Consider the following 23395-nt stretch of genomic DNA (forward strand, 5'->3'; position numbering starts at 1 on the left):
GCAATGCATGTAGGAATGACGATGAGCAATGTGCGGGATCCACAGCTGGAATCGCTGCTGCAAGCCGTGGACCGCCCCCGGCCGGAATTGGACGTGCTGGCGGAAGTGGCCTCGGGCCTGGGCTACGTGCGCGCCGAGCGCTTTGCGGAGCGCGTCTACGAAAGCCTGTTCTATGCCATTGCCACCGGCAAGATCGCGCCCGGCAACAAGCTGCCGACGGAACTGGAGCTGGCCGCGCTGTTCGAGGTATCGCGGCCAGTGGTCAGGCAGGCGCTGGATCGGCTGCGCGAAGACCAGCTGGTGGACTCCATCCGCGGCTCGGGCACCTACGTGCGCGCAAAGCCCGACCTGATGGGCGGCATGCCCGCGGTGGACCCGGCGCGCCGCGTTGGCCACATCCTGGAAGGCCTGGAACTGCGCATGGTGATCGAGCCCGAATGCGCCTACCTGGCCGCCTTGCGCCGCACCGACGAAGACCTGCGCGAAATGGACCGCATGCTGACCGGCTACGAAGAAGCCGACGCTTCCGGCGCCATCGCCCACCATCACGATTACGGATTCCACCGCGCCATCGCCGCGGCCACCAGCAACCAGCGCTTCGTGCAGGTGCTGAAGTCCCTGGAGTACGACGTCAGCCACGCCGTAAACGTCATGCGCCACCTGGTCCACAGCGAACCCTGGAAGCGCACCCGCGCCGCCATCGAGGAACACCGCCACATTTACCGGCTGATCCAGGAACAGGACGCCGAAGGCGCACGCAACGTCATGCGCGCCCATATTGAAAAAGCCCGCAGCCGCATGCTGAACAGCGGCTCGGAACACTGAGCAGGAAGCCTTAACGACATGTCATCGCAGCAACGCCCCTCCCTGGACCTGAACCAGCAACTCGTCGTCGTCACCGGCGCCAGCCGCGGCCTGGGCGCCGCCATCGCCCGCGCCTTCCTGCGCGAAGGCGCCAAGGTCGTCGTCAACTATCTGAACAGCGCCGAACGCGCGCAGGCGCTGGCCGCCAGCGCGCCGGACCGCGCCATCGCGCTGCAGGCCGACGTGCGCGACCCGGCCGCCGTCGCCGCCATGTTCGCGCAGGCCGCCAAGCATTTCGGCCAGCCCGTTGCCACGGTCGTCAACAACGCCCTGCCGGCCTTCCAGTTCAACGGCGACGCCCGTCCGCATGCCGGCGCGCTGGACTGGACGCAGATGAACGCGCAGCTGGAAGGCAGCGTGCGCGCCGCGCTCAACACCACGCAGGCAGCCCTGCCCGGCATGCGGACAGCTGGCGGCGGACGCATCATCAACGTCGGCACCAACCTGGTCCAGAACCCGGTGGTGCCGTACCACGACTACACCGCGGCCAAGGCCGCGCTGCTGGCTTTCACCCGCACCTTGTCGCATGAATTGGGGGCCGATGGCATTACCGTCAATATGGTTTCGGGCGGCTTGCTGCGCACCACCGACGCCTCGGCGGCCACGCCGGACGCGGTCTTCGACATGATTGCCGCGGGCACGCCGCTGCGCGAAGTCACCACGCCCGAGCAATTCGCCGACGCCGTGCTGTTCTTCGCCAGCCCCTGGTCGCGCGCGGTGACGGGACAGAACCTGATCGTCGACGGCGGGCTGGTAAAAGGCTGATGCAAGACGCGACGGCCTGACGCGCCATGGGCCGGCAAACCCTAGGCCTGCAGCCGTCGCGCGCTGATTTCCACTGCGGCGTACTTGATGCCCTTGAGCGCGGCATCCTCGCTCACGAAGGCGGAATCGCCCACGCCTATCCGCGTCCATTCGCGGCCTGGCGCTGTGCGTACCCAGGCTTCGTAGCCTTGCTGCGCCGCCAGCGGCCTGAGTTCATATTCGAGCTGATGCCCGTTGAGCCTGATCACTCCGGTTTTCATTGTTTTCTCTCCGCGCCCGAGCGCTTTCCCGCGAGGCCGCAGGCGCGCATCAGGATGAGCCCAGGCCCCGTCGCGGGCGCTCCCCGGCAGTCCTGGGCCCGCACCACTTCGGACACGCGCTGCCCGTCCGCCATCCATTGGCGGGCAACGCTGACGATATCGGTGAACTCGGGCTGCGGCCCGTCCAACAGCCAGCCGACGATGGGGATGCCGGGAACTCCGGCCACGCCAGGAGGAACCTGATCCAAATCAAGGGGCTTCATACTCCTCTCCGTTCAGGAAACTGTAGGGAGCGTAGACGCCGCGTCAATTCTCAGGCATTAGAAAACCGCAAAAAATAGAACATTTTGTGTACTTCCCCGGCCGCGGCCTGGAGCGAGCCATCCCAGGCTGCGCCATCCACTCAGGGTGGAAATAAAAATTCACACATAAACTATCTGGGCGACGCCGAGGAACGACAGCCTCTCATTGCACGGCAACCAGCTCGGCGGGCGCCAACTTCGCCAGATCCCCTCCAACCGATGTCTCGATCGCCGTGATCTGACCGTTCTCCATCCGTATCAGGCGGTCGGCCAGATGGAAATAGCGCTCGTCGTGGCTTGCCATGCTATGGCCGGCTTGCATCGCCGCAGATTGTTCGTCCATCCACGTGCGCAGCGACAGCGGCCGCATGTCGGTCCAAGTCTTCTCGACATAATCGAGAACGGTTTTCTTGTCTCCCTTGACGCCGTCGACAGCGCGCCAGCCGCCGGTCAAGCAGCGCGCGAACATGTGCAAGCGCATCCTTGCGGATGCGGCGCTGATCGAGCGTGCAGGGGGAAGGAGATGCAAACCGCGCACAGCGGCATGGCGTCGATGGCTGCAAACGTGGCGAGAACAAGCCTGAAAACTAGGCCTTGCCGCCGCGCTCCTCGGCGCCGGGGATATCGATATCGTTCGCGGGAGGAACCAAGCCCACCATCAACCACAGGCGGCCGGCCTTGTCGTAGGCCTGACGATGGGCCGCATCGACGGCAAGCCATTGCACCAACTCGGCTTCAGCGTTTGCGTCGAAGCTATCGTGCTCGTGCTGGCGCAGCACCCAGGACCAGGCAGCATCCCAGACCGGGTCTTGCTTCGAATCGATGTCATCGCCCATTGGCTACCGTCGGGCCTGAATGGCTAGTCGGCGCTATGGTATAGGAAAAGGCTATCCACGATAACTTCTTTGGGCGGCGGCATACCGTCCGAACCGCATGCTTGCGCCAACCAAGCCCAAGGCGCAACTGCGCAGCCCGATGCCTGCGGACTCAGACCTCCAACAAATCGCGGCAGCTGGCGACGGCCTCAGTGGCATCCCGGAGCATAAAGTTCACAAGCGTGGCCGAGCAGCCCATTTGCCGCGCCACCTCACGTTGCGTCAAACCGCCGAGCCTATAGAGTTCGAAGGCGCGCCGCGTCCTGGGCGGCAAGGTGCCGAGGATCTGGTCGATGGCATCGATCACCTGCCGCTCCTGGAAGCGACGCTCCGGCACGCAGCCGCCAGCGACCTGCGGCAATTCCCCATCGTCCGTATAAATGCGATACGTGGATTCGACGGCCTGACGGCGGCAATGGTCCAACGCCAGATTACGGACCACCTGGCAGCAGTAACCAAAAGGTTCGCTGACGTCGCGCGCGCATGCCCCTTCAATGAGCTTCAGGTAGGCGTCTTGCGTCACTTCATCCGCGATCTCCGGCGTGCCGACGATTCTTTGCGCGATGCGACGCAGCTGCGCCCGATGTGCAATGAAAACGTCTCCAAGCCCCGCTCCCTGCGAACCCATGGACATCGAAGTGCCTCCGCGCACAGATCTATGGTGACTTGAAATAACTCAATCTATTGAGAAAAATTATTATTAATGGAAGATCGAATATCTAACGCCGCGCCCCCTTTGTTCGCCCAACCCAGCTCTTTTTATAGGGCCTCAAGCTAGCTACTGCATGGCGCCCTGAAAGCCTGAGAGTCAGCTTCAGCGCGGACAGGCCGCGGGCCCGGGCGGCGCAGCCACGGTATCATCTGCGTCTGTCCCCGGCGACCGCCGACCACGCCCCGGATGCATGGCCAGAAGATCAACTGGAACCGGGATCGTGGCGGGCGACGCCGCCGCAAGCCGCATGAATGAACGGTCTACGAAAATCATGAAATTAGCCACCTGGAACGTGAACTCCCTGAATGTGCGCCTGCCGCAGGTGCTGGACTGGCTGGCAGCCAATCCCGTCGACGTGCTGTGCATCCAGGAACTCAAGCTCACGGACGACAAGTTCCCCGAAGCCGCCTTCACCGAGGCCGGCTACCGCGCCGTCTGGGCCGGCCAGAAAACCTATAACGGCGTCGCCATCATTTCGCGCGTGCCCGGCACGTCCATGGTGCGCAACATTCCCGGCTATGAGGATCCGCAGCAGCGCGTCCTGGCGCTGACCTTTCCCAGCGCCGAAGGCGACGTACGCGTCGTCTGCGCCTACTGCCCCAACGGCCAGGCGGTGGGTTCGGACAAGTACGCCTACAAACTGGACTGGTTCGAAGCCATGCGCGCCTGGCTGGCCGACGAGATCAAGCAGTATCCGCGGCTGGCGGTGCTGGGCGACTACAACGTCGCGCCAGCCGACGAAGACGTGCATAACCCCGAGAAATGGGAAGGCCAGGTGCTGGTGTCCGAGCCGGAGCGCAAGGCCTTCGGCGCCCTGATCGACCTGGGACTGGCGGATTCCTTCCGCCTTTTCGAGCAGCCGGAGAAATCCTTCAGCTGGTGGGACTACCGCCAGTTCGCGTTCCGCCGCAATGCCGGCCTGCGCATTGATCACGTCCTTCTGTCCGCGCCGCTGGTCAAACGCTGCACCGCCTGCGTCATCGACAAGGAGCCGCGCCGCAACGAGCAACCGTCCGATCACGCCCCCGTGGTGGCAACCTTGGAATTCGCCTGATTTTTTGCACGACGGCATATTGCGCAGGCCAAGAACATTCCTGTATAGTCTTGGTCTTGCTTCATTGGGGCGGTAGCTCAGCTGGGAGAGCGTCGCGTTCGCAATGCGAAGGTCGGGAGTTCGATCCTCCTCCGCTCCACCAAAATTCCCGCCAAGACAGGGCACTACATTTAGCGATGTGGTGCCCTGTTTTGCTTTATGCGCCGGGTTCCGGCGCCTGCGGAATCTCGATCCCGCAGCATGCGGAGATCGGCGGGCCGCCAATGCGCCGCCCACCTATCGCAAGAGTCCGAGCAGCGCGGCGCGCGCCACGGCTGCAGTCCGATTTCGGGCGCCGAGCTTGGAAATGGCGTTCTTCGTGTGAAATCTGACCGTCGACTCGGCAATCGCCAGTATTTCGGACACGTCGCTGCTGGTCTTTCCGTCCGCCGCCCATTTTAGAATTTCGGTCTCGCGACGCGTCAATGGAGTATCCGGCGCCAATTTGAATCGCGGCAGCGTGACCCTGCTCAATGCCAGGTGCGCAGCGGTCACCAGCCATCGCATGCGCAATTCCTTGCTAATCAGTTCCTCGTCGGAGAGTTGCTCCTTCTGTCTGGCCAGCGTCAGCATCCCCCCGGTTCCGTAAGCGTCCAGGTTCGACTGAGACCACCCCACACAAAGGCCCGCCGCCTGCGCCTCGTCCCAAAGCTCAGGCGTTCCCGCAAACACCCTGTCCGACCAGACGATGGGTATCGCGGACTGGCCGCAGTGCTTTACGGTGGGGTCGATCTCCACGTAACGCGCCTGCGCGTAACGCTCCTGCCAGGAGATTGGATAATTGCTGATCATGACGACCTGGGGATTGGTAAACGGCAAGGCCGCCCCCACCACATACCCGCAATAAGAAAACCCCAGATTCAATGCAGCGGTGGCCACCTCCGTGAAAACGGCTTGCTCAGTGGTCGCGCTATTAGTCGCCAATAAAAGGTCTTGTGCCCACGGCTTCATTCCGAATTCCACCCTCGTGCATTTGCATCGCCATCATTTGAAAATCGCACGGCTGAAAATCAATAACGCCGCAGTCACAATATAGTTAAACTCCTGAAATATTTCAAAATTTAAACAAATATAATTACTTGTTCATTTTTTATTTATTGACAGGCGATATTCAAACGTTTGCATCGACGCGCATCGTCGTCGCGGCGTCTCGCAACGCATCCAGGAACAACGATGCCGCAGCCGCAGTGCGCACGTCCCGCCGCGTCATGATGCCCACGGGGTGCAGCCGCGCCTGCAAGGCCAGCGGCAGGATGGCCAGTTGCCCGTTGGCCGCCAGAGCACGAGCCACACGCAGCGGAATGGCCGACAGCAGCGAGGTCCGCTGCAATAGCGAGACGATCGTCAGAATGGCGCTGGATTCGATGGCAACCTGCGGGAAGCCCGCGCCGCGCGCCGACACGGCGGCGGCGACCATGCTGTAGAGCGCCGCGTTGCGCGACGGCAGCACCCAGCGGCATTTGTCCAGCGCCGCGCCGCTCAACCGGCTGCGCGAGGCCAGCGGATGGGCCGGGCCGCAGACCACGGCGGTGGCCTCGTCGTAAAGAATCTCGCATTGCAGGTCGGCGTCCGCCCCCTCCACCCCGAGCCGTCCCACCACGCAGTCCAGCTCGCCTGCGCGCAAGGCGGGCAACAACTGCTTTTCCAGGCCTTCGGACAGCTCGATGCGCAGCGCCGGATGCGTCTCCTGCAGGCGTTGCGCCGCCAGGGGCACGAGCAGATGCGCCACCACCGGGAAAATGCCCGCCCTCACCTTGCCGCTTGCGCCGTTGGCAGCGGCGGCGAGTTCGGCGTGCGTCGCGTCGAGTTCGTTCAGCAGCAGGCGGGCGCGGTCGATCATCAGCAAACCCAGCGCGGTCGGCGCGACGCCGTGATGCGAACGCTCGAACAAGGGCTGACCGGCCAGCGCTTCGGCCTCGCCCAGCAGCTTGCTCAGCGCGGGCTGGCTGAGGTGCATCGCTTCGGCTGCCCGGTGCAGATTGCCGACCCGTCCCAGCTCGTCCAGCAAGACCAGGTGGCGGATGCGCAGGCGCGACCGCAGCTGCTGCAAAGGGGGGATGTCCGGCATGGAATACGCCCGGCAAGTTGGTTATCGATTGATAAGGAATCGCAATTATCCAGTTATCGCCAACACGCCCATACTAGGGTCATCCCGCTAACCGGGTGATATCCAAAAAAAGGGGAATAGCCATGTTTCATCGTCTTGCCGCGCTGGCGCTGGCCTGCGCCCTGGCGCCCGCCGCCGCGTCCGCCGACATCCGCATCGGCGTGATCGCCAGCAGCACCGGCCCCGGAGCCTCCATGGGGTCGCTATACCGCAGCACCGTGCCGCTCCTGCCCAAGACGCTGGGCGGCCAACCGGTGGAGTACATCGCGCTGGACGATGCGACCGATCCGTCGTCCGCGGTCAGGACGGCGCGCAAGCTGATCACCGAGAACAAGGTGGACGCCATCATCGGCCCGAGCAATGTGCCGACCTCGATGGCGGTCACGGAAGTCGCCCGCGAAGCGCGCACGCCGCAGCTCTCGTTGGCGCCCATCACGGTCAGCCCCGACCGCGCCGAATGGATCTTCGTGGTGGCCCATGGCATAGACCTGATGGTGGACTCGCTGACCGCCGACATGGCCAAGCGCGGCGTGAAGAGCGTGGCCTACATCGGCTTCTCGGACGCCTGGGGCGACGCCGTCTACCGCGCGTTGCAGGAATCGGCCGTCAAGCGCGGCATCACGGTGCTCAGCAACGAACGCTACGCGCGCACCGACAACTCGGTCACGGCGCAGGTGCTGAAGATTGTCGCTCTCAACCCCGGCGCGGTGTTGGTCGGCGGCTCGGGCACGCCGGGCGCCCTGCCCCATCTGTCGCTGCGCGAACGCGGCTATCAGGGCGTCCAGTACAACACGCATGGCGTGATCAACAAGGATTTCCTGAAGCTGGGCGGCAAGGGCGTGGATGGCGTCATCGTGCCCAGCGGCCCGGTGCAGGTGGTGGAACAGCTGCCCGCGGACAGCCCGATCAAGCCGGTCGCCACGCGCTACGCCCAGCAGTATGAATCGACCTACGGCGCCGATTCGCGCAACGCCTTCGCGCCTTACACCTACGACGCCTATCTGTTGCTGGACGCGGCCGTGGCCAAGATTCCCGCGGGCACCCAGCCCGGCACCCCCGCCTTCCGCCAGGCGCTGCGCGACGCCCTGGAAAGCCTGCAGGGCACCGTCGGCACCCAGGGCATCTACATGATGTCGCCCACCAACCACAACGGTCTGGACGAGCGCGGCGTCGTGCTGATGCAGGCCCGTTCGGGCGCCTGGCAGTTCCTGCCGTAAGCCGCCCTTCTTGCAACAGGAGTCCGCATGACCGGCGTACACATTCCCTATGGCGTGTATTGGAGCACCCCATTCTCGCGCTGGCAGGGCAGCCTGTCGCGCCTGCACAGCCTGCGTTTCGCGGCCTGGACCGCCAGCCGTGAACTGGAGCGCCGCGGCATCTCGCCCGCGGCGCTGCAAAGCGCGGTGCTGGGCTGCTCGGTGCCGCAGCAGGGCTCGTTCTACGGCCTGCCCTGGGTGGCCGGCATGCTGGGCGCGCCCCATCTGGCGGGGCCGGTGGTCTCGCAGGCTTGCGCCACCTCGGTGCGGGGCCTGGCCGCGGCCGCGGCCGAACTCATGCTCGGCAACGCCGAAACCTCGCTGGTCCTCATGGCCGACCGCGTGTCCAACGGCCCGCAGCTCTACCATCCCGATCCCGCCGGCCCCGGCGGCTCCGGCGCGCATGAAAACTGGGTGTTGGACAATTTTTCGCACGATCCCTGGAGCGGCCTGTCCATGCTGCAGACCGGCGAGCGCGTGGCCGAGCGCCATGGCATCTCCACGGACGAACAGAATGCCGTCACGCTGCGCCGCTACGAGCAGTACGCGCAGGCCTGCGCCGGCGGCCGCCGGTTCCAACAGCGTTACATGACGCTGCCCTTCGAGGTGCCCGACCCGCGCTACGCCAAAATCGCATCGGTGCTGGAAGGCGACGAAGGCATCCATGCCACCACAGAAGCGGGTCTGGCGCGCCTGGCGCCCGTGCTGCCCGGCGGCACCATCACCTATGGCGGGCAGACGCATCCGGCCGACGGCAACGCGGGCATGGTTCTGGCAACCGCCGCGCGTGCGCGTGAGTTGTCGCGCCGCCCCGAGATCGGCGTCGAGATTCTGGGCTTCGGCCAGTCGCGCACCGAAAAGGGCTATATGCCGCAGGCGCCGATCGAAGCCGCCGGCCACGCGCTGCAACGCGCCAACCTGGCCGTGTCCGACCTGCATGCGGTGAAGACGCACAACCCCTTCGTGGTCTCGGACATTGCGCTGGCGCGCGCCACGGGGTTCGACGTCATGGCCATGAACAACTATGGCTGCTCGCTGGTGTGGGGCCATCCCCAAAGCCCGACCGGCCTTCGGTCCGTCATCGAGCTCATCGAAGAACTGGCCGAGCGTGGCGGCGGCCTGGGCCTGTTCACGGGCTGCGCGGCCGGCGACAGCGCGATGGCCGTGGTCTTGCGCGTGGACGCTGGCGGAGCGGCACGATGAGCCAATCCAGCCTTGAAGGCGTCCTGCGTATTCCCGCCGTGCTGGCCCGCGCGGCGCGCGACTGGCCCGAACGCACGGCCCTGGTTTGCGGCACACGTCGCGTCGATTACCGGCGCTACGCCGCCGAAGTCTGGGCGACGGCCCGCCATCTACGCGTCCACGCGCCTTGCGGCGCGCGCATCGCAACGCTGCTGGGCAATTCGGACCTGGCCTGCGTGGTGACGCTGGCGCTGCAGTGCTCCGGCAACCAGCATGTGCCGCTCAATCCGCTGTATACCGCGCGCGAACTGGAGTTCATCCTGCGCGACGCGCAGCCCGCTCTGCTGATTGCGGACGCGGCATCGGCGGCCGTCGCGGCGTCGCTGGCCGCGGCGCTGGGCATCCCGTTGGTCGCCGAAGACGAGGCCCGTGAGTGGCTGAAGCCGGAGCCAGGCCTGGACGATACGCCGCTGGACGATGCCGACGCCCAGGCGCCGGCCTTGCTCCAATACACCGGCGGCACGACCGGACACCCCAAGGGCGTGATCCTCGGACGCGACGCCATCGCCACCAATGTGCTGCAGCGGGAATTGGCCCTGCCCACCCGCTACGGCGCCGACAGCGTGCTTTGCGCCATGCCGCTGTTCCATTCCTACGGCATGGCCATGGGCCTGTTCCTGGCCGCCAGCGCCGCGGCCACGCTGGTGGTGCTGCCGCGTTACCGGCCCGACGACGTCTGCGACACCGTAGAGCGCGAGCGCATTACGTTGTTTCCCGGCAGCCCCACCATCTACACCGGCTTGCTGTCGCACCCGCGCTTCGCGGCCACCGACTGGTCCAGCGTGCGCGTCTGCTATTCCGGATCCGCCCCGCTGGCCGAAGAAGTGCACCGGCGCTGGGAAGCTGCGGTAGGCGCGCCGATCTACGAGGGCTACGGCCAGACTGAAGCGGGCCCCATCCTCACCTACAACGGCCCGGCCGGCGCCCGCCATGGTTCGGTCGGCACGCCCGTGGCCGGCACCGAGGTGCAGGTGGTCGACCTGGAATCAGGCACGGTCGTGCTGCCGCCCGGCCAGCGCGGCGAAATCCGCGCGCGTGGGCCGCAGATCATGCAAGGCTATCTGGCCAGGCCGGACGCCACCGCTGAAACCCTGCGCGACGGCTGGCTCTATACGGGCGATATCGGCGAGTTCGCGGAGGACGGTTTCCTGTACATCCGCGACCGTAAAAAGGATCTGGTGATTTCCGGTGGCTACAACGTCTACCCGCGCGAGATCGACGAGGTGCTGTACCTGCATCCGGACGTGGCCGAAGCCGCCGCGGTGGGTTGGCCGGACAGCTATCGCGGCGAGGTCATCCGCGCCTTCGTCGTCCTGCGGCCGGGCGCGGTAATCGACGAAGCCGGGCTGATCGCGCACTGCCAGTCGAACCTGGCGCGCTACAAGGTGCCGGCGGTAGTCTGCATACTCGACGCCCTGCCCTACACGGGCGCCAACAAGGTGGACAAGAAGGCGCTGCGCGCGCCATAAAGGCTGCGCGGCGCCCCGGCAGGGGCGTCACGCGGCCGGCCCGCTGCTCACGCCGGGTCCCGATCCAGCCTGCGCACCGCCGCGCTCAGGGTCGAGAAATCGAACTCCTTGCGGCCGCGCAGCAGGCATCGCATCAGCACCGTCGTCACCACCGGCACCACCGCCGCCAGCAGGAAGGACTCCAGCAGGAACGAGGGCTTGTCGCCCGGCGCCGGGAAGTAGAACAGGCCCGCCGCCAAGCCGGAGAGGGTCGCGACAGTGGCGGTGAGGCCGTCGTGCTTGCGGCTGAACAATCCATAGAACACCGGAAAGGCGGCGGCGGAGCACAGCAGGTCGGCCAGCAGGAACAGGTACAGCACGCTGTAGCCCTGCGAGGCCACGATCATGACCGGAATGGCCATCAACAGCACCAGCCAGCGCGCCAGGCGCTTCATGGTCATGGAACTGGCGTTGGGCATCAGGCGGCGCATGTCGACCGCGATGATGCTGGAGACGGCGCTGATCGCCGTGTCGGCGGTGCTCATGACCAGCGACAGCCCCAAGGGAATCAACGCGATCACGAACCACGCCGGCGCATGCGGCATGATGACGCTGAAGAGCGCGATGGAGCTGTCGCCCTGGGGCGCCAGGCCGACGAAGGCCAGGCCGAACAGTCCCATGAGGAAGATGAAGGGCGCGACCAGCAGGCCGCCCAGCAGGAAGCCGTTGCGCATGGAGCGGGCATCGCGGGCGGCATAGATGCGCTGCCAGTTGCCCTGGTGGAAAATCCCCGTCAGCAGGATGGCGACGAAAAAGGTCAGCCCCGCCTTGATGCCCACCGGATCGGTCAGGTCCAGCAGCTGCGGCGCCTTGGCCTGCAGCGCTTCGATGGTGGGCATGGCGCCGCCCGCGGCCTGCCAGCCGACCACGCACAGAATCACCAGCAGGGGCACGATCACCATCATCTGCACCTGGTCGGTGAAGATCGACGAGCGCAGGCCGCCGTAGGTGGTGTAGAGCAAGGTGGTGCCCATCACGATGGCGGCGGTGGCCCACAGCGGCACGGGCGCCAGCATGGTGACCAGCTTGGCGATCGCCGTGACTTCGGCCGACAGGGCAATGAAGAGATAAAACAGCATGATGAACAGCGCCAGGCCGTACATGGGCCGGCCGTAGCGCGCCATCAGGAACTCCGTCAGGGTGTGTCCGTGGGGAATCAGTTCGCGCATGCGCCGTCCCAGCGGAATCATGACCAGGCGCGGCGACATCGATCCCAGCGCGTAGCCGATCACCGCCGCCAGGCCGCCCCAGGTGGCAGCCTGCGCGGGCGAGAACAGGATCCACGCGCCCAGGGTCGAAGCCATCAGCGTCAGGATGGTGCCGAAGGCGCCCTGGCTGTTGCGGGCGACGATGTAGTCCTCCAGCGTGCCGCGCTTGCGGCGCGTGTACAGCACGCTGGCCACGGCAAAGCCGCCCGAAAACAGCAGCAGCCACATCAGGGCGGTGGATTGGGTCAACATGGGTTTCGGTCCTCCCGCTGCCGGCGGGCAGCCGGACGCGCAACGCGGCGGCCCCGCTGGTACGCAGGCCGCAAGATGAATGAAAGTCTAGGGAGGGCGCGCGGACTGCGCGATGTCCTTCCCTTCGCCGGCATTACCCGGATCAGGTTCAAAGGGTTACCGCGATGTCGCGGAATCTCAGCCCTTGCAGGGCTCCCCCAGGAATTGCCGCAAGATTAGGAGAGCGGCACGCCAATGTCAACGCGCCGGGCGCGGACGCCCGCCAGCGGCTTTTGTGCTAAGTTCGCCCGCGTGCGGCGGCCGTTTTCCTGTCCGCCGCTGCAATCGTAGAGCCTGACCATGCCTATCGCGCCTTTTACCGCCCCTGTCCGGGCCGGATCGCCATGCTGCATCTGAACCTGTTCATTTTCGGCTGCGGCCATCACCGCGCCGCCTGGCGCCATCCGGACTCGGCCGCCGAGCGGCTGGGCGACATCGCCTATTACGAAGAACTGGCGCGCACCGCCGAACGCGGCAAGCTGGACGCCATCTTCTTTGCCGATGGGCAATCGGTCGACAACATCGGCGACGGCCCCCGCTGGCACCTGGAACCGCTGACCGCCATGGCCGCGATCGCGCGCGCCACCTCCCGCATCGGCCTGATCAGCACGGTCTCCAGCACCTTCTTCACGCCCTTTCACGCGGCCCGCATGGTGGCCTCGCTGGACCATATTTCGGGCGGTCGGATGGGCTGGAACGTGGTTACGTCCATGTTCGACGCGGAAGCGCGCAATCATGGCTACGAGTCCATGCCGGGGCATGACTGGCGCTATGCGCGCGCCGAGGAATTCGTCGACGTCGCCTTGAAGCTGTTTGACTCGTGGGACGCGGATGCCCTGGCCATCGACCGCGCCGGCGACTACGGCGTGCCCGCGCGCGTGCACAAGATCGGCCATCACGGCGAGCATTTCCTGGTGGATGGCCCCCTGACGGTGCCGCGTCCGCCGCAAGGCCGCCCGGTGCTGTTCCAGGCCGGCGCCTCGGACCAGGGGCGCGATCTGGCCGCCCGGCGCGCCGAAGCGATCTACGCCGTCGCCTACGACCTGCCCGCTGCCCAAGCCTACTACCGCGACATCAAGCGGCGCGTGCTGGCCGCGGGACGCCAGGATTTCGTGCCGATCATGCCGGGCCTGGTCACCTACGTGGGTTCGACCGAGGCCGAGGCCCGGGCCAAGCAGCGCGAGCTCGACGTGTTGCTGCCCAGCGACGCTTCGCTGCGACAGCTGGGCATGTTCGTGCTGCAGGACTGCTCCGCCTGGGAGCTGGACGCGCCCGTGCCGGCTCTGCCGCCCCTGGCGGAATTCACCGGCCCCAAGGGCCGCTACGCGACCATCCTGCGCATCATCGAAACCGAAAAGCCCACCGTGCGCCAGTTGCTCGGACGGCTGGCGGCCGGCGGCGGCCACTGCACCATGGTGGGCACGCCCGAACAGATCGCCGACCGGATGGAGCATTGGTACCGCAACGAAGGCGCAGATGGCTTCAATCTGATGCCGCCTTCCCTGCCCGGGGGGATCGATGATTTCGTCGAGCACGTGATTCCGGTGCTGCAACGCCGGGGCTTGTTCCGCACCGAGTACCAACACAGCACGCTGCGCGGGCACCTGGGACTGGGATCCCGATAGGCCGGCGCGGCCGTCCCCGGCGGGCCATCTCGGCGCGCCGCTCAGGGTTATCCGGCTTGCGTGACAGGCGGCCGGCCGCGCTTGGCCTTCGCGGCATCGCGCGCCGCCGCCTCGACGATCAGGGCTTGGCGTTTGCGCAGGACGGCCTGACGCCTGGCCGCCGCGCGCGTCGCGATCCAGTCATAGAGCAGCACGCCCGGCTGGCGCAACAGCGCCGCGATCAAGATACCGGCGGCAGCGCCCAGCAGGCCGAACAATAACCCGTGCATCAGCGCGCCCCCTGTTCCAGCTGCAGCCGCAAAATGCGCCTGAGCTCCAGGATCGCCTGCGGCGTCTCCTGCACGCTATGCGAGAAGTCGATGATCTTCTCGGATTCGGCCCCGTCCAGATGCGCGCTGCGGTACGGGACCAGGCCGTCATCCGAATCCGCCAGCGGGACGCCGGGCGTGTTGTTCGCGATGATGCTGTGGTAACGCACCGCCGGCGAAATCGGCATGGACGCGGTCAGTCTCACAAATTGGTCCTTTTCGCTCAGGTTGTCCACGCCATTGGATATCCGGATCGAGGATTCGCGGGCCGGCCCATCGCCGTCGGCCAGCCTGTTGAGCTTGGCGAACTGCCTGACTACGGTCACGGGCAGCGTGATCAGGTTGGACAGCCAACGCGACAAAGTGTTCTCGGCAAAGGGCGTGCCCCGGTGCGGCGCCGCGATGAACACCGCGCGTGAAATACCGGGAAACGCCTCGAAGCTCAACACCGGATCGAATTCGGCGCGCGCCTGGGCCAGGCGGGCATCGTCCAGCTTGGCGTGGTCGCGCAGCGCATCCCACAGCACGGTGCCGGAGGAGGATACCAGCAACCGGCTCAATACGCCGCCCATGCTGTGCCCGATGATGACGGCGTCGCGCGAAGCCTGCGCCGCGCCCATGGGATCGAAATGCCCGATCGTCTGGCGCAGCGCGTCGCGGATGGCGCGGTTGTTCAGCGCCAGCGGCGCGTTGGTCGGGTAATAAACCTGCCAGATCTGGTAATTCTGGCGCAGGGTTTCGTCGCCCAGCACTTCGTTGGCGACGTTGATCCAGGCCTCGGGGCTGCTGGCCAGGCCGTGCAGCATGACGACCGTGCGCCGGTCGGGGTCGTAGGGCTGCAACAGATAGACATGCGGCGCGTCGATGCCCTCTTCATTGCCCAGCACGTTGCGCAGCGCCTGGGTGGCGAAGCCCGAGCGCGCCAGCCACAAGCCGTAGCCGGAGGTGAAGTTGGCGGCCAGCGGCACCGTCGTGCCGGCCAGTTCCACCGTGTCCCGCTTGTAGGGGTCGTAGGCTGCCAGGGTCGCGTTTTGCGTGGCCATGACCTGTTCCAGCGTATCGCCGGGAAAGCCCATGATGACGGTCACGGCGGGAAACGGCGTTTCGCTGTACGGCGTCTTGAAGGTGTCGGCATCGTTCACGCGGCGCGCCGTGACCGCCACCAGTTCGGCGCCGAAGCCGTCGCGCCGGTACATGCTGCGCAGCCCGCGGAAGGTCAAGTTCGCCGCGGGCACCAGTTCGTGCGGAAACTGCTTGCCGCCAGGCAGTTTGACGTCGGACATCTCGCCCACCACCTGCCAGGGCCCCGCCGCCATGCTGGCCCCGGGCTCCGGCGGACGGCCGCGATGCTGCTCGAACAGGCGCGTGACGGCCTGTTGCACCGCGTAGTTGTAATAGTCGCGCACCTGCGTCTGGCGGTCCTCGAAGGCGCGGTCGCTGGGCGAGCGCGGCGTGAAGAACAGATAGGCGTAGGCGGCCCGCGCCGTCTGCAGATAGGCGTCCAGCAGCTCGTCCTGGCCGGCCTGGCTGTCGGGGCGCTGTTTTTCCGTGGCCAGCGCCTCCATCAGCCAGACTTCGGACAGCGTGGAGAGGCGCCGTTCGCTGTCCAGTCCATCCATGGTGGCAAGCGCATGGGTGCAGGCGTCGCGGTCCTTGCGGCATTCCTGCGCGTTCAGGCCCAGCACGGCCATGGACTCGCGCGCGGACGCGCTCAGCTGGCCGGTGGTGAGCACGTCGCCGCGGCGCTGGGCGATGTAATCCTGGGTGCTGACAGACGATACCTTGACGCCTGCGCAGCCGGCGCACGCCAGCAGGGCCAGGATCGCGCAGCCCTTCGCGCCGGCCGTCCAGATTCCGCTCATTGCGCGGCCCCGGCGGCGGGCGGTTGGCGGATGGCGCGCGAGAACTCAACCGGATCCGGACCGGGCAAGGCCGGCTTGCCGAGGTAGGCTTGTTCGCGCAACTGGGCCAGAGGCTTGCTGGTATCCAGCCCCCCTTGTTCGTAGAGGTATTCCGGCAGGTAGCCCGACAGGAGGATGCGGTAGTCCATTGGCAGGCCCGGCACGATGGCGCGCACCATGCTGTAGACCAGCGTCGTGCAGTTGGCCGTCACCGTGTGATAGAAGCGCGGCGCGTCGGCCAGCTCGTTGGCGGTACGCACATAGGACAGGAACAGTTCACGCATGGCGGCCACGGGCATGTCGACGGGATACAGGTACACGCGTTCGGCGCGCGGCCCGGCTCGCACGTAGAGGATGTCGCGCTCCTGCGCTGCGATCACGCTCAGTTCGAACTGCTTGAAGAAGCCGCCGACCTCGGAAAACTGTTCGCCGCGCTCCTTGCGGATCTCGACCGAGAACACGACGTGGCGGCCGTCGGTGAAGCCGAAGGAGACCAGCGTATGGGCGATGGCCGGGCTGCCCCAGTACGACAGGACCATGTCTACGGAAACCAGCTCGTTCAGGTTGTATTGCTGGCTTTCCCAGCGCGCCGTGTAGCGCGTGTCGGTATCGGCCTGCCAATCGAAATTGCGCACGCTGTCCAAGGTGACGATGGATCCGGAGACGCTGCCGCGCAGCGTGCGCGCCACGTCGTCGGCCCAGACGCGGTCGTTGGACGGGGCCAGTGTCTGCCACCAGACGCATAGCGCGGCCATGCCGACCAGCCAGGTCCAGGCGGCGCGCCGCGCGCGCCCGCGCCACAGCGCGATGGCCGCGTACAGGCACAGCCCGGCCCAGGCCAGCGCCGCCGCGCCTTGCACTACCGCGCCGCCCGGCAAGCGGTAGGCCAGGGCCAGGCCGCCCCACAGCGCGGACAGAATGAGAACAAGGCTGAAGATGACGCGCCCGGCAATCGCCAGGCAGCCGCGCCGGGCCCGATCAGATGCCGCCATGCTGTTGCACGATTTCCAGAACGCCGTTGATCACGAACTGCACCGCCATGCACACGAGCAGGAAGCCCATGATGCGGGAGATGGCCTCCACCCCGCCCTGGCCGATCACGGCCACGATGCGGCCCGCCGACCGCAGGCAAATCCAGAACAACAGGCCAAGCAGGGAGAACACCAGGATGGGCGTCACCGCCATCACCCAGGGCGCATAGGTCTGCGTCACCGAGGCATCAAGGGTTGCCGCGCCGCTGATGATCATGGCGATGGAGCCCGGACCCGCCGTGCCCGGCATCGCCAGCGGCACGAAGGCGATGTTGGGCGTCTGCCGGTTGGCCTGGGCGTCAGCCACGTCGGCCTCGGAGGCGGTCGACGGCGCGGACGGGAACACCATGCTGAAGCCGATGCTGGCTACGATCAGCCCGCCCGCGATGCGCAGCCCCGGAATCGAAATGCCGAAGGTATGCATGATCCAGGCGCCGGCGTAGTAGGTGACCAGCATGATGCCAACCACGTAAAAGGCGGCCTGCGTGACCTGGCGTTCTCGCTCTTTATAGGGAATCTGCTGGCCCAGGGACAGCAGCAATGTCATGGAGGTCAGGGGGTTGGCCAGGGGCAGCATCAAGGCCAGCCCCAGGCTGACCAGTTTTCCCAATTGAACCAGGTCGTCGATCATGGTGATGAGCGCTGCAGGCGACGCCGTTGCGGCGGGTCACAGCTGCTTGAATGAAGTCAAGTGCGTAATGTACTATACATTACACATTTTTAGCCAGGCACCCGCGTGGCGCTAGAGAGTCCGCGACCGACACGCGGCCATGGGAATGAAGTGAACACGATTCCAGACGATACGGCGCCGCGCGCGCTGACCAGCCGGGGCGAGGCGCGCCGCGAGCGCCTGCTCGAAGCCGCGACACAGTCACTGCTGGAGCACGGCTACGCGCAAACCTCCATCCAGAGCATCGTGCGGCAGGCCGGCGGATCGGCGGCCACCGCCTACCAGTTGTTCGGCAACAAGGAGGGGTTGCTGGTCGCGGTGCTGGAGCATGAATTGAACGACATGCGCGCGACGGTATTCCCGGACACCATGCTGGACCAGCCCGTCGGCCCCGCCCTGCACGAGCTGTCGCGACGCCTCTTGAACTACTCCCTGCTACCCAAATCGGCCGCGCTCTACCGCCTGATCGTCTCGGAATCGCATCGCCTGCCGCACCTGGCCGAATCCCTGCGGCTGGCGGTGGAAGTACAGCTGCATGCGCCCCTGGAACAGTGCCTGAAACGGGCATGCGATCGCGGAGAACTGCGCATCGACGATCCGCGCCAGGCGGCGCGCACCCTGGGCAACCTGATCGACGGCATCGCGTCGCACGCGCGGCTGACCGGCGGCCGCGCCGAAGGCCCGAACGAAGAGCATCTGGCTACCTGCCGCTACGGCGTGGACACCCTGTTGCGCGCCTTTCGCGCGTAGCCGCCGCGCCACTCGCCCCACCCTGCCCGCGCCAGCATCAACGCCGGCCACAGCATGCAGGCCGCGGCCAGCCACAGATTGGTCCGCAGCCCCAGCGCGTCCACGCTGGGCACGCCCAGCAGCGAACCTGCCGCGATGCCCAGGTTGAACACCGCGACGAACAGCGAGGTGGCGGCTTCCACGGCATCCGGCGCGGCCTTCATCATCCAGGTTTGCAGCGACACCGACACCGCGCCATAGGCCAAGCCCCACAGCAAGAGCAAGGCCGCGGCGGCCGGGCGCAGTTGCCCCAGTACGCCCAGCAGCAGCAAGACCACCAGCAGGCTGAGCGCGATCAGCAGCAGCGTCGCGGCCGGCCGCCTGGCGGCCGCGGCCCCGCCCAGGAAGTTGCCCGCCACGCCTGCCGCGCCGTAGGCGAAAAGCAGCGGTCCGATCCAGTTCTGGCCGAACGCCGCGTGGATCTGCAGCAGCGGACGAACGAAGGTGTAGGCCATGAAATGGCCCGCGACCAGGAACAGCGTGATCAGGAGACCCCGCCGCAAGCTCGGATTGGCCAATTGCGACACCAGTTGGCGCGGACGCAGCGTGCGCGCCGCGGGCAACGGCGGCAGGCTGAGCAGATTCAGCAGCAGCACGGCCGCGCACAGCGCCGCCATGGCGCCGAAGGCCGCGCGCCAGCCGGCCAGCTCGCCGATGAAGGCGCCCAGGGGCACGCCCAGCACGGACGCCACCGCGACGCCGCCGAAAATGACGGACGTGGCCAATCCCACCGAGCCCGGCCCGACCAGCCGGCCCGCCAGTCCGCCAGCGATCGCCCAGACGCCGCCGATGCAAAAGCCCACCAGCACCCGCGCCGCCAGGAACCAAGGCATGCTGGGCGCCCAGGCGCTGGCCGCGTTGGCGCAGACCAGCAACGCCAGCAGACCGCCAAGGATCACGCGGCGGTCCGCCCCCTTTGCGCCGATGACGACCAGCGGCGCGAACAGCGCCGCCAGGATGGCGGGCACGAACAGCATGAAGCCGCCCATGCCCACCGAAACGTCCAGCGCCGCGGTGATGGGCACGAACAGCCCGACCGGCAGCATTTCGGTCGTGACCACGCAAAAGGTCGCCAGGCCCACGGCGATCACGCCCAGCCACGCGCGCCAGCCGGCGCGCTCGGGCATGGGTTCGGTACACGAAGCGCCAGCGAGGGCGTGGTCTTCAGGGGAAATGCCGCGGGTCATGATCAGGGGTTCCAGTAAGGCCCTTGCCGGGCCGACCCCTAGGCAGTCTACTGTTTCCATTTCGCTGATAAAGTAGGAAGATCAATAAATACAAGGGACGAATCGTGCGCAATTCATCCTACCCGGCCGCCCGGTTGGATCACATCGGCGACCTGCTCGCATTCGTGCGCGTGGCTGACACGCAGAGCTTTACCGCCGCGGCCGAAAAGCTGGGCCTGTCGCGTTCGGCCGTCGGCAAGTGCATCGCGCGCCTGGAACTGGGCCTGGGCGCCCGGCTGCTCCATCGCAGCACGCGCAGCGTCAGCCTCAGCGATGAGGGCCGCGTCTTCTACGAACACGCGCAGCGCATCCTGTCCGAGGTCGACAACGCCACCGACGCCATGGCCAGCCGCAAGCAGGCGCCGCGCGGCCGGCTGCGCATCGACCTGCCGGTATCGCTGGGGCGGCTGCACATCATGCCGCTGCTGCGCGAGTACCTGCGCGATTGGCCCGAAGTCGAGGCGGACGTCGGCTTTTCCGACGACTACATCGACCTGGTGCGCGACGGCGTGGACGTCGCCATCCGCATCGGCGGCGAAACCGACAGCCGGCTGGTGCGCCGCGTGCTGGCGCCGCACCGCCTGATCACCTGCGCCGCCCCCGGCTACCTGGACCGCCATGGCGTGCCGGCCAGCCCGGACGATCTGGCCGGCCACCACACCCTGGCCTACACCCATGCCGGCGCGCTGGTCCCCTGGCGCTTTGCCGTCAACGGCCAGGAACGCAGCGTGCATATCGCTGGACGCCTGCGGCTGGGCAACACCGAAGCGCTGCGCGACGCCGCGCTGGCGGGCGAAGGCATCGTCCAATTGGGCGCCTTCCTGGTGGGCGAGGACTTGCGCGCCGGCCGGCTCGCGCCGGTGCTGGAATCCGTAGCTCCACCTGGCGCGCCGGTGTGCGCGGTCTATCCGCACCGCCGCCATCTGGCGCCCAAGGTGCGCGTCCTGATCGACGCCATCGCCGACAGATGGCGCGGCGGCGCGCCCTGGGCCGGCGACGCCGCGCCGCCGCGGCCTTAGGCATGCGCCCGATCCACTATGATTGCCGGCATTGCCCCGCCGGGCGCAATACCGGATACCCAGGGACGCTGCCAGGCATGCCCTTGCCTGCGCCCCGCCATTTCCCCCGGAGTTTTACTTGAGCGATATCTACCAATTCAGCCGCGGCACGGCGCCGCTGCTGATCTCCATTCCCCACCTGGGCAGCATGATCCCCGACGCGCAGCGCGCGCAGATGACGCCGCTGGGGCTGCAGTCGGGCGACACCGACTGGCACCTGGACACGCTGTACAAGTTCGCCGAGACGCTGGGCGCGTCCGTCATTGGCGCGCGCTATTCGCGCTACGTGGTGGACCTGAACCGTCCGCCCAACGATGAAAGCCTGTATCCCGGCCAGACCAAGACCGGTCTGTGCCCGACCCAGACTTTCCGCGGCGACGCCCTCTACCGCAACGCGGCCGTCCTGACCGACGCGGAACGCGAGCACCGGCTACAGACCTACTGGAAGCCCTACCACGCCAAGCTGTGCGAGGAAATCGACCGCATCAAGGCCGAGCACGGCACCGTGCTGCTGTGGGAAGCGCACTCGATCGCCAGCGTGCTGCCGCGCCTGTTCGAAGGCAAGCTGCCCGACCTGAACATCGGCACCGCCGACGGCGCGGCCTGCGCGCCCGACATCCTGGCGCCAGTCGAAGAGCGGCTGCGCGAAAACACCGCCTACACCTGGGCGGTGAACGGCCGCTTCAAGGGCGGCTACATCACACGCCACTACGGCAAGCCCGCCGACAACGTCCACGCCATCCAGCTGGAAATGTGCCAGTCCACCTACATGGACGAAACGCATCCCTACGGCTATCGGCCCGAGCTGGCGGACAAGGTCATTCCGCTGGTCGAAGGCATGGTGCAGTCGGCGCTGGAGCAGACCAAGGCGCGCCAGCGCTGACCGCAAGCCGGCCTCCACCCCAAACCGCCCCAGGCGCTAGCCGCCTCGGGGCGGTTTTTTTGTCTGGGCGCTCGGGTATTCCCCAATTTTTCACATCACAGTCCAAAACGTAGTATTTCAACTGAGCTATGTAAAACATTACGAGCCATAATGAAAAATACGTGGAGACAAAAATGAAGACATGGAGTCACGCCGCCTGCGGCGCGCTGGCGCTGTGCGCCCTGTATGCGACAGGGGCGCGCGCCGCCGATCCCGACACGTTCAAGATCGGCGGCGTGGTCTCGCTGTCGGGGACCTACGGCATCTTTGGCGAAGACATGCGCAAGGGCGTCACCATCGCCATAGAGCAGCGCGGCGGCAAGGTGCTGGGCAAGCCCATCCAGGTCACCTGGGAAGACGATGAAACCAAGCCGCAGCCCGCGGTACAGAAAACCACCCGCCTGATCTCCGATGGATCGCAGATGATCTTCGGCGCGGTCAGCTCGGCCAGCACGCTGGCCATCATGAACATCGCCAAGCAGCGCAAGATTCCCCATCTGGTCACCATGTCGGCCGACGACAAGATCACGGTGCCGGGCGGCTCGCGCTACACCTTCCGCACCTCCAACACGCTGGGCATGGAGCAGCGCATGGCGCTGGCCTACTCCAAGGAGCAGAAGCTCAAGCGCATCTACGGCGTGACGGCCGACTACCAGGCCACGCGCGACAGCTGGGACTGGTACCGGCGCGAAGCCGAGAAGGCCGGCATCGAGATCGTGGGCGCCGACTTCCCGCCGCTGGGCAACCGCGACTATTCCTCAATCGCCGACAAGATCGCGCGCTCCAACGCCGACGGCGTGGCGCTGTTCATGACGGGCTCGGACGCCGTCACCATGGTCAAGCAGGCCGGCCAGATCGAACTCGGCAAGACGCGCAAGATCTTCGGTCCGGTGATCGCCGACGAGACCATGGCAGCCGGCGTCGGCCCCACCGCGGTCGGCGTGCAATCGGGCGTGAGATATCACTTCACCGTCGAGAACGACGCCAACAAGGCCTTCGTCGAGGCTTTCCGCAAGAAATACAACGAGTTCCCCTCGGCCGCCGCAGGCGAAGCCTACGACGGCATGAGCTGGTGGCTGGACGTGGTCGACAAGACCGGCACCTGGGACAAGGAAAAGTGGGTCGAGGCGTTTGCCGCCAGCGAACGCGCCAACTCCGTGGAAGGCAAGAAGACCATGCGCGCCTGCGACCACCAGGCCATGCAGAACGGCCTGTGGGGCGTGGTGGCCACGGGCAAACCGCCGCAGCCGGCCTACGTCATGGACATCGTCAAGGTGTTCCCGCCGGATCAGGTTTTCGAACCCTGCGCGGGCTGAAGCCACCGCGTCACGCATCCGCCGGTCCCCGCGGACCGGCTCTCCCCCCGGCGCGCCCTGCGCGCC

Annotated in this window: 24 protein-coding genes, 1 tRNA gene and 1 riboswitch; of the genes, 12 read left to right on the forward strand and 13 right to left on the reverse strand. The window is 66.6% G+C overall.

Annotated features, from left to right (window positions below; all coding sequences use genetic code 11):
• Positions 1–21: 21 nt before the first annotated feature.
• Positions 22–825 carry a FadR/GntR family transcriptional regulator gene (locus tag NGK62_RS23750; protein ID WP_054456557.1) on the forward strand — a complete coding sequence of 268 codons (804 nt, stop codon included), beginning with the start codon at positions 22–24 and terminating at the stop codon, positions 823–825.
• A gap of 18 nt (positions 826–843) precedes the next feature.
• Positions 844–1629 carry a 3-oxoacyl-ACP reductase gene (locus tag NGK62_RS23755; RefSeq protein ID WP_059374275.1) on the forward strand — a complete coding sequence of 262 codons (786 nt, stop codon included), beginning with the start codon at positions 844–846 and terminating at the stop codon, positions 1627–1629.
• Positions 1630–1670: 41 nt separating this feature from the next.
• On the opposite strand, the gene NGK62_RS23760 is transcribed toward NGK62_RS23755, so the two are convergent.
• From NGK62_RS23760 to NGK62_RS23780, 5 genes are all read right to left on the reverse strand, one after another.
• The gene (locus NGK62_RS23760; RefSeq protein WP_059374274.1) at positions 1671–1889 is read right to left on the reverse strand and encodes a hypothetical protein; all 219 of its coding nucleotides are present in this window, start codon (positions 1887–1889) and stop codon (positions 1671–1673) included.
• Positions 1886–2152: a hypothetical protein gene (locus NGK62_RS23765; RefSeq protein WP_251880632.1), complete on the reverse strand. Its 267-nt coding sequence runs from the start codon at positions 2150–2152 to the stop codon at positions 1886–1888. The genes NGK62_RS23760 and NGK62_RS23765 overlap by 4 nt, the downstream gene beginning before the upstream one ends.
• 202 nt (positions 2153–2354) lie before the next feature.
• A complete protein-coding gene (locus tag NGK62_RS32445; RefSeq protein WP_502803073.1) occupies positions 2355–2660 on the reverse strand; it encodes an MbtH family NRPS accessory protein in 306 nt (101 codons plus the stop codon).
• A gap of 118 nt (positions 2661–2778) precedes the next feature.
• Positions 2779–3027 (reverse strand): FecR/PupR family sigma factor regulator, encoded by a 249-nt coding sequence (locus NGK62_RS23775; protein ID WP_251880633.1) that lies wholly within the window; start codon positions 3025–3027, stop codon positions 2779–2781.
• 151 nt (positions 3028–3178) lie between these two features.
• On the reverse strand, positions 3179–3700 hold the full coding sequence (locus tag NGK62_RS23780; RefSeq protein WP_118933020.1) for a sigma-70 family RNA polymerase sigma factor: 522 nt from the start codon (positions 3698–3700) through the stop codon (positions 3179–3181).
• 349 nt (positions 3701–4049) lie between these two features.
• Here NGK62_RS23780 and xth point away from each other — a divergent pair, with 349 nt between their 5' ends.
• Positions 4050–4832 (forward strand): exodeoxyribonuclease III, encoded by a 783-nt coding sequence (xth, locus tag NGK62_RS23785; protein ID WP_059374222.1) that lies wholly within the window; start codon positions 4050–4052, stop codon positions 4830–4832.
• A gap of 66 nt (positions 4833–4898) precedes the next feature.
• A tRNA-Ala gene (locus tag NGK62_RS23790) sits at positions 4899–4974 on the forward strand.
• Positions 4975–5108: 134 nt separating this feature from the next.
• Here the strand turns inward: NGK62_RS23790 and NGK62_RS23795 are convergent.
• The gene (locus NGK62_RS23795; protein WP_059374221.1) at positions 5109–5822 is read right to left on the reverse strand and encodes an autoinducer binding domain-containing protein; all 714 of its coding nucleotides are present in this window, start codon (positions 5820–5822) and stop codon (positions 5109–5111) included.
• Positions 5823–5982: 160 nt separating this feature from the next.
• A complete protein-coding gene (locus NGK62_RS23800; RefSeq protein WP_059374220.1) occupies positions 5983–6939 on the reverse strand; it encodes a LysR substrate-binding domain-containing protein in 957 nt (318 codons plus the stop codon).
• Positions 6940–7061: 122 nt separating this feature from the next.
• Between NGK62_RS23800 and NGK62_RS23805 the strand changes: the two genes are divergently transcribed.
• The 3 genes from NGK62_RS23805 to NGK62_RS23815 are packed head-to-tail and all read left to right on the forward strand — an operon-like array spanning position 7062 to position 10945.
• Positions 7062–8195: an ABC transporter substrate-binding protein gene (locus NGK62_RS23805; RefSeq protein ID WP_251880634.1), complete on the forward strand. Its 1134-nt coding sequence runs from the start codon at positions 7062–7064 to the stop codon at positions 8193–8195.
• 27 nt (positions 8196–8222) lie between these two features.
• Positions 8223–9437, forward strand: a complete 1215-nt coding sequence (locus NGK62_RS23810; RefSeq protein ID WP_251880635.1) for a thiolase family protein — start codon at positions 8223–8225, stop codon at positions 9435–9437.
• Complete coding sequence (locus NGK62_RS23815; RefSeq protein ID WP_251880636.1) at positions 9434–10945, forward strand: AMP-binding protein; 1512 nt, start codon at positions 9434–9436, stop codon at positions 10943–10945. The genes NGK62_RS23810 and NGK62_RS23815 overlap by 4 nt, the downstream gene beginning before the upstream one ends.
• 47 nt (positions 10946–10992) lie before the next feature.
• Here NGK62_RS23815 and NGK62_RS23820 read toward each other — a convergent pair whose 3' ends face one another.
• Positions 10993–12444, reverse strand: coding sequence for a sodium:solute symporter family protein (locus NGK62_RS23820; RefSeq protein WP_059374216.1), 1452 nt, complete (start codon positions 12442–12444; stop codon positions 10993–10995).
• Positions 12445–12546: 102 nt separating this feature from the next.
• Positions 12547–12653: riboswitch (TPP riboswitch) on the reverse strand.
• Positions 12654–12827: 174 nt separating this feature from the next.
• On the opposite strand from NGK62_RS23820, the gene NGK62_RS23825 reads away from it, so the two are divergent.
• Complete coding sequence (locus NGK62_RS23825) at positions 12828–14108, forward strand: LLM class flavin-dependent oxidoreductase (protein ID WP_059374215.1); 1281 nt, start codon at positions 12828–12830, stop codon at positions 14106–14108.
• 47 nt (positions 14109–14155) lie between these two features.
• Here NGK62_RS23825 and NGK62_RS23830 read toward each other — a convergent pair whose 3' ends face one another.
• The 4 genes from NGK62_RS23830 to NGK62_RS23845 are packed head-to-tail and all read right to left on the reverse strand — an operon-like array spanning position 14156 to position 17979.
• Positions 14156–14377 (reverse strand): hypothetical protein, encoded by a 222-nt coding sequence (locus tag NGK62_RS23830; RefSeq protein ID WP_124260369.1) that lies wholly within the window; start codon positions 14375–14377, stop codon positions 14156–14158.
• On the reverse strand, positions 14377–16278 hold the full coding sequence (locus NGK62_RS23835) for an esterase/lipase family protein (RefSeq protein WP_118933014.1): 1902 nt from the start codon (positions 16276–16278) through the stop codon (positions 14377–14379). The genes NGK62_RS23830 and NGK62_RS23835 overlap by 1 nt, the downstream gene beginning before the upstream one ends.
• Entirely contained in the window at positions 16275–17309 is a 1035-nt protein-coding gene (locus NGK62_RS23840; protein ID WP_251880637.1) for an Lnb N-terminal periplasmic domain-containing protein, read from the reverse strand. The genes NGK62_RS23835 and NGK62_RS23840 overlap by 4 nt, the downstream gene beginning before the upstream one ends.
• Positions 17296–17979 carry a MarC family NAAT transporter gene (locus NGK62_RS23845; protein ID WP_059374211.1) on the reverse strand — a complete coding sequence of 228 codons (684 nt, stop codon included), beginning with the start codon at positions 17977–17979 and terminating at the stop codon, positions 17296–17298. Before NGK62_RS23845 ends, NGK62_RS23840 begins: the two co-directional genes overlap by 14 nt.
• Before the next feature lie 150 nt (positions 17980–18129).
• Here NGK62_RS23845 and NGK62_RS23850 point away from each other — a divergent pair, with 150 nt between their 5' ends.
• On the forward strand, positions 18130–18768 hold the full coding sequence (locus NGK62_RS23850) for a TetR/AcrR family transcriptional regulator (RefSeq protein ID WP_059374210.1): 639 nt from the start codon (positions 18130–18132) through the stop codon (positions 18766–18768).
• Here the strand turns inward: NGK62_RS23850 and NGK62_RS23855 are convergent.
• A complete protein-coding gene (locus NGK62_RS23855) occupies positions 18729–19994 on the reverse strand; it encodes an MFS transporter (RefSeq protein WP_251880638.1) in 1266 nt (421 codons plus the stop codon). The two genes, NGK62_RS23850 and NGK62_RS23855, sit on opposite strands and share 40 nt — an antisense overlap.
• A gap of 104 nt (positions 19995–20098) precedes the next feature.
• Between NGK62_RS23855 and NGK62_RS23860 the strand changes: the two genes are divergently transcribed.
• The 3 genes from NGK62_RS23860 to NGK62_RS23870 all read left to right on the forward strand — a co-directional run bounded on the left by NGK62_RS23860 (position 20099) and on the right by NGK62_RS23870 (position 23329).
• Positions 20099–21052, forward strand: a complete 954-nt coding sequence (locus NGK62_RS23860) for a LysR family transcriptional regulator (RefSeq protein WP_251880639.1) — start codon at positions 20099–20101, stop codon at positions 21050–21052.
• 118 nt (positions 21053–21170) lie between these two features.
• Positions 21171–21974, forward strand: coding sequence for an N-formylglutamate deformylase (gene hutG, locus NGK62_RS23865; protein WP_118933010.1), 804 nt, complete (start codon positions 21171–21173; stop codon positions 21972–21974).
• Between the two features lie 173 nt (positions 21975–22147).
• A complete protein-coding gene (locus NGK62_RS23870) occupies positions 22148–23329 on the forward strand; it encodes an ABC transporter substrate-binding protein (RefSeq protein ID WP_118933009.1) in 1182 nt (393 codons plus the stop codon).
• The last annotated feature ends 66 nt before the right edge of the window (positions 23330–23395 follow it).

The sequence above is a fragment of the Achromobacter sp. Marseille-Q4954 genome, assembly GCF_943737025.1.
Lineage (GTDB): Bacteria > Pseudomonadota > Gammaproteobacteria > Burkholderiales > Burkholderiaceae_B > Achromobacter > Achromobacter bronchisepticus_A.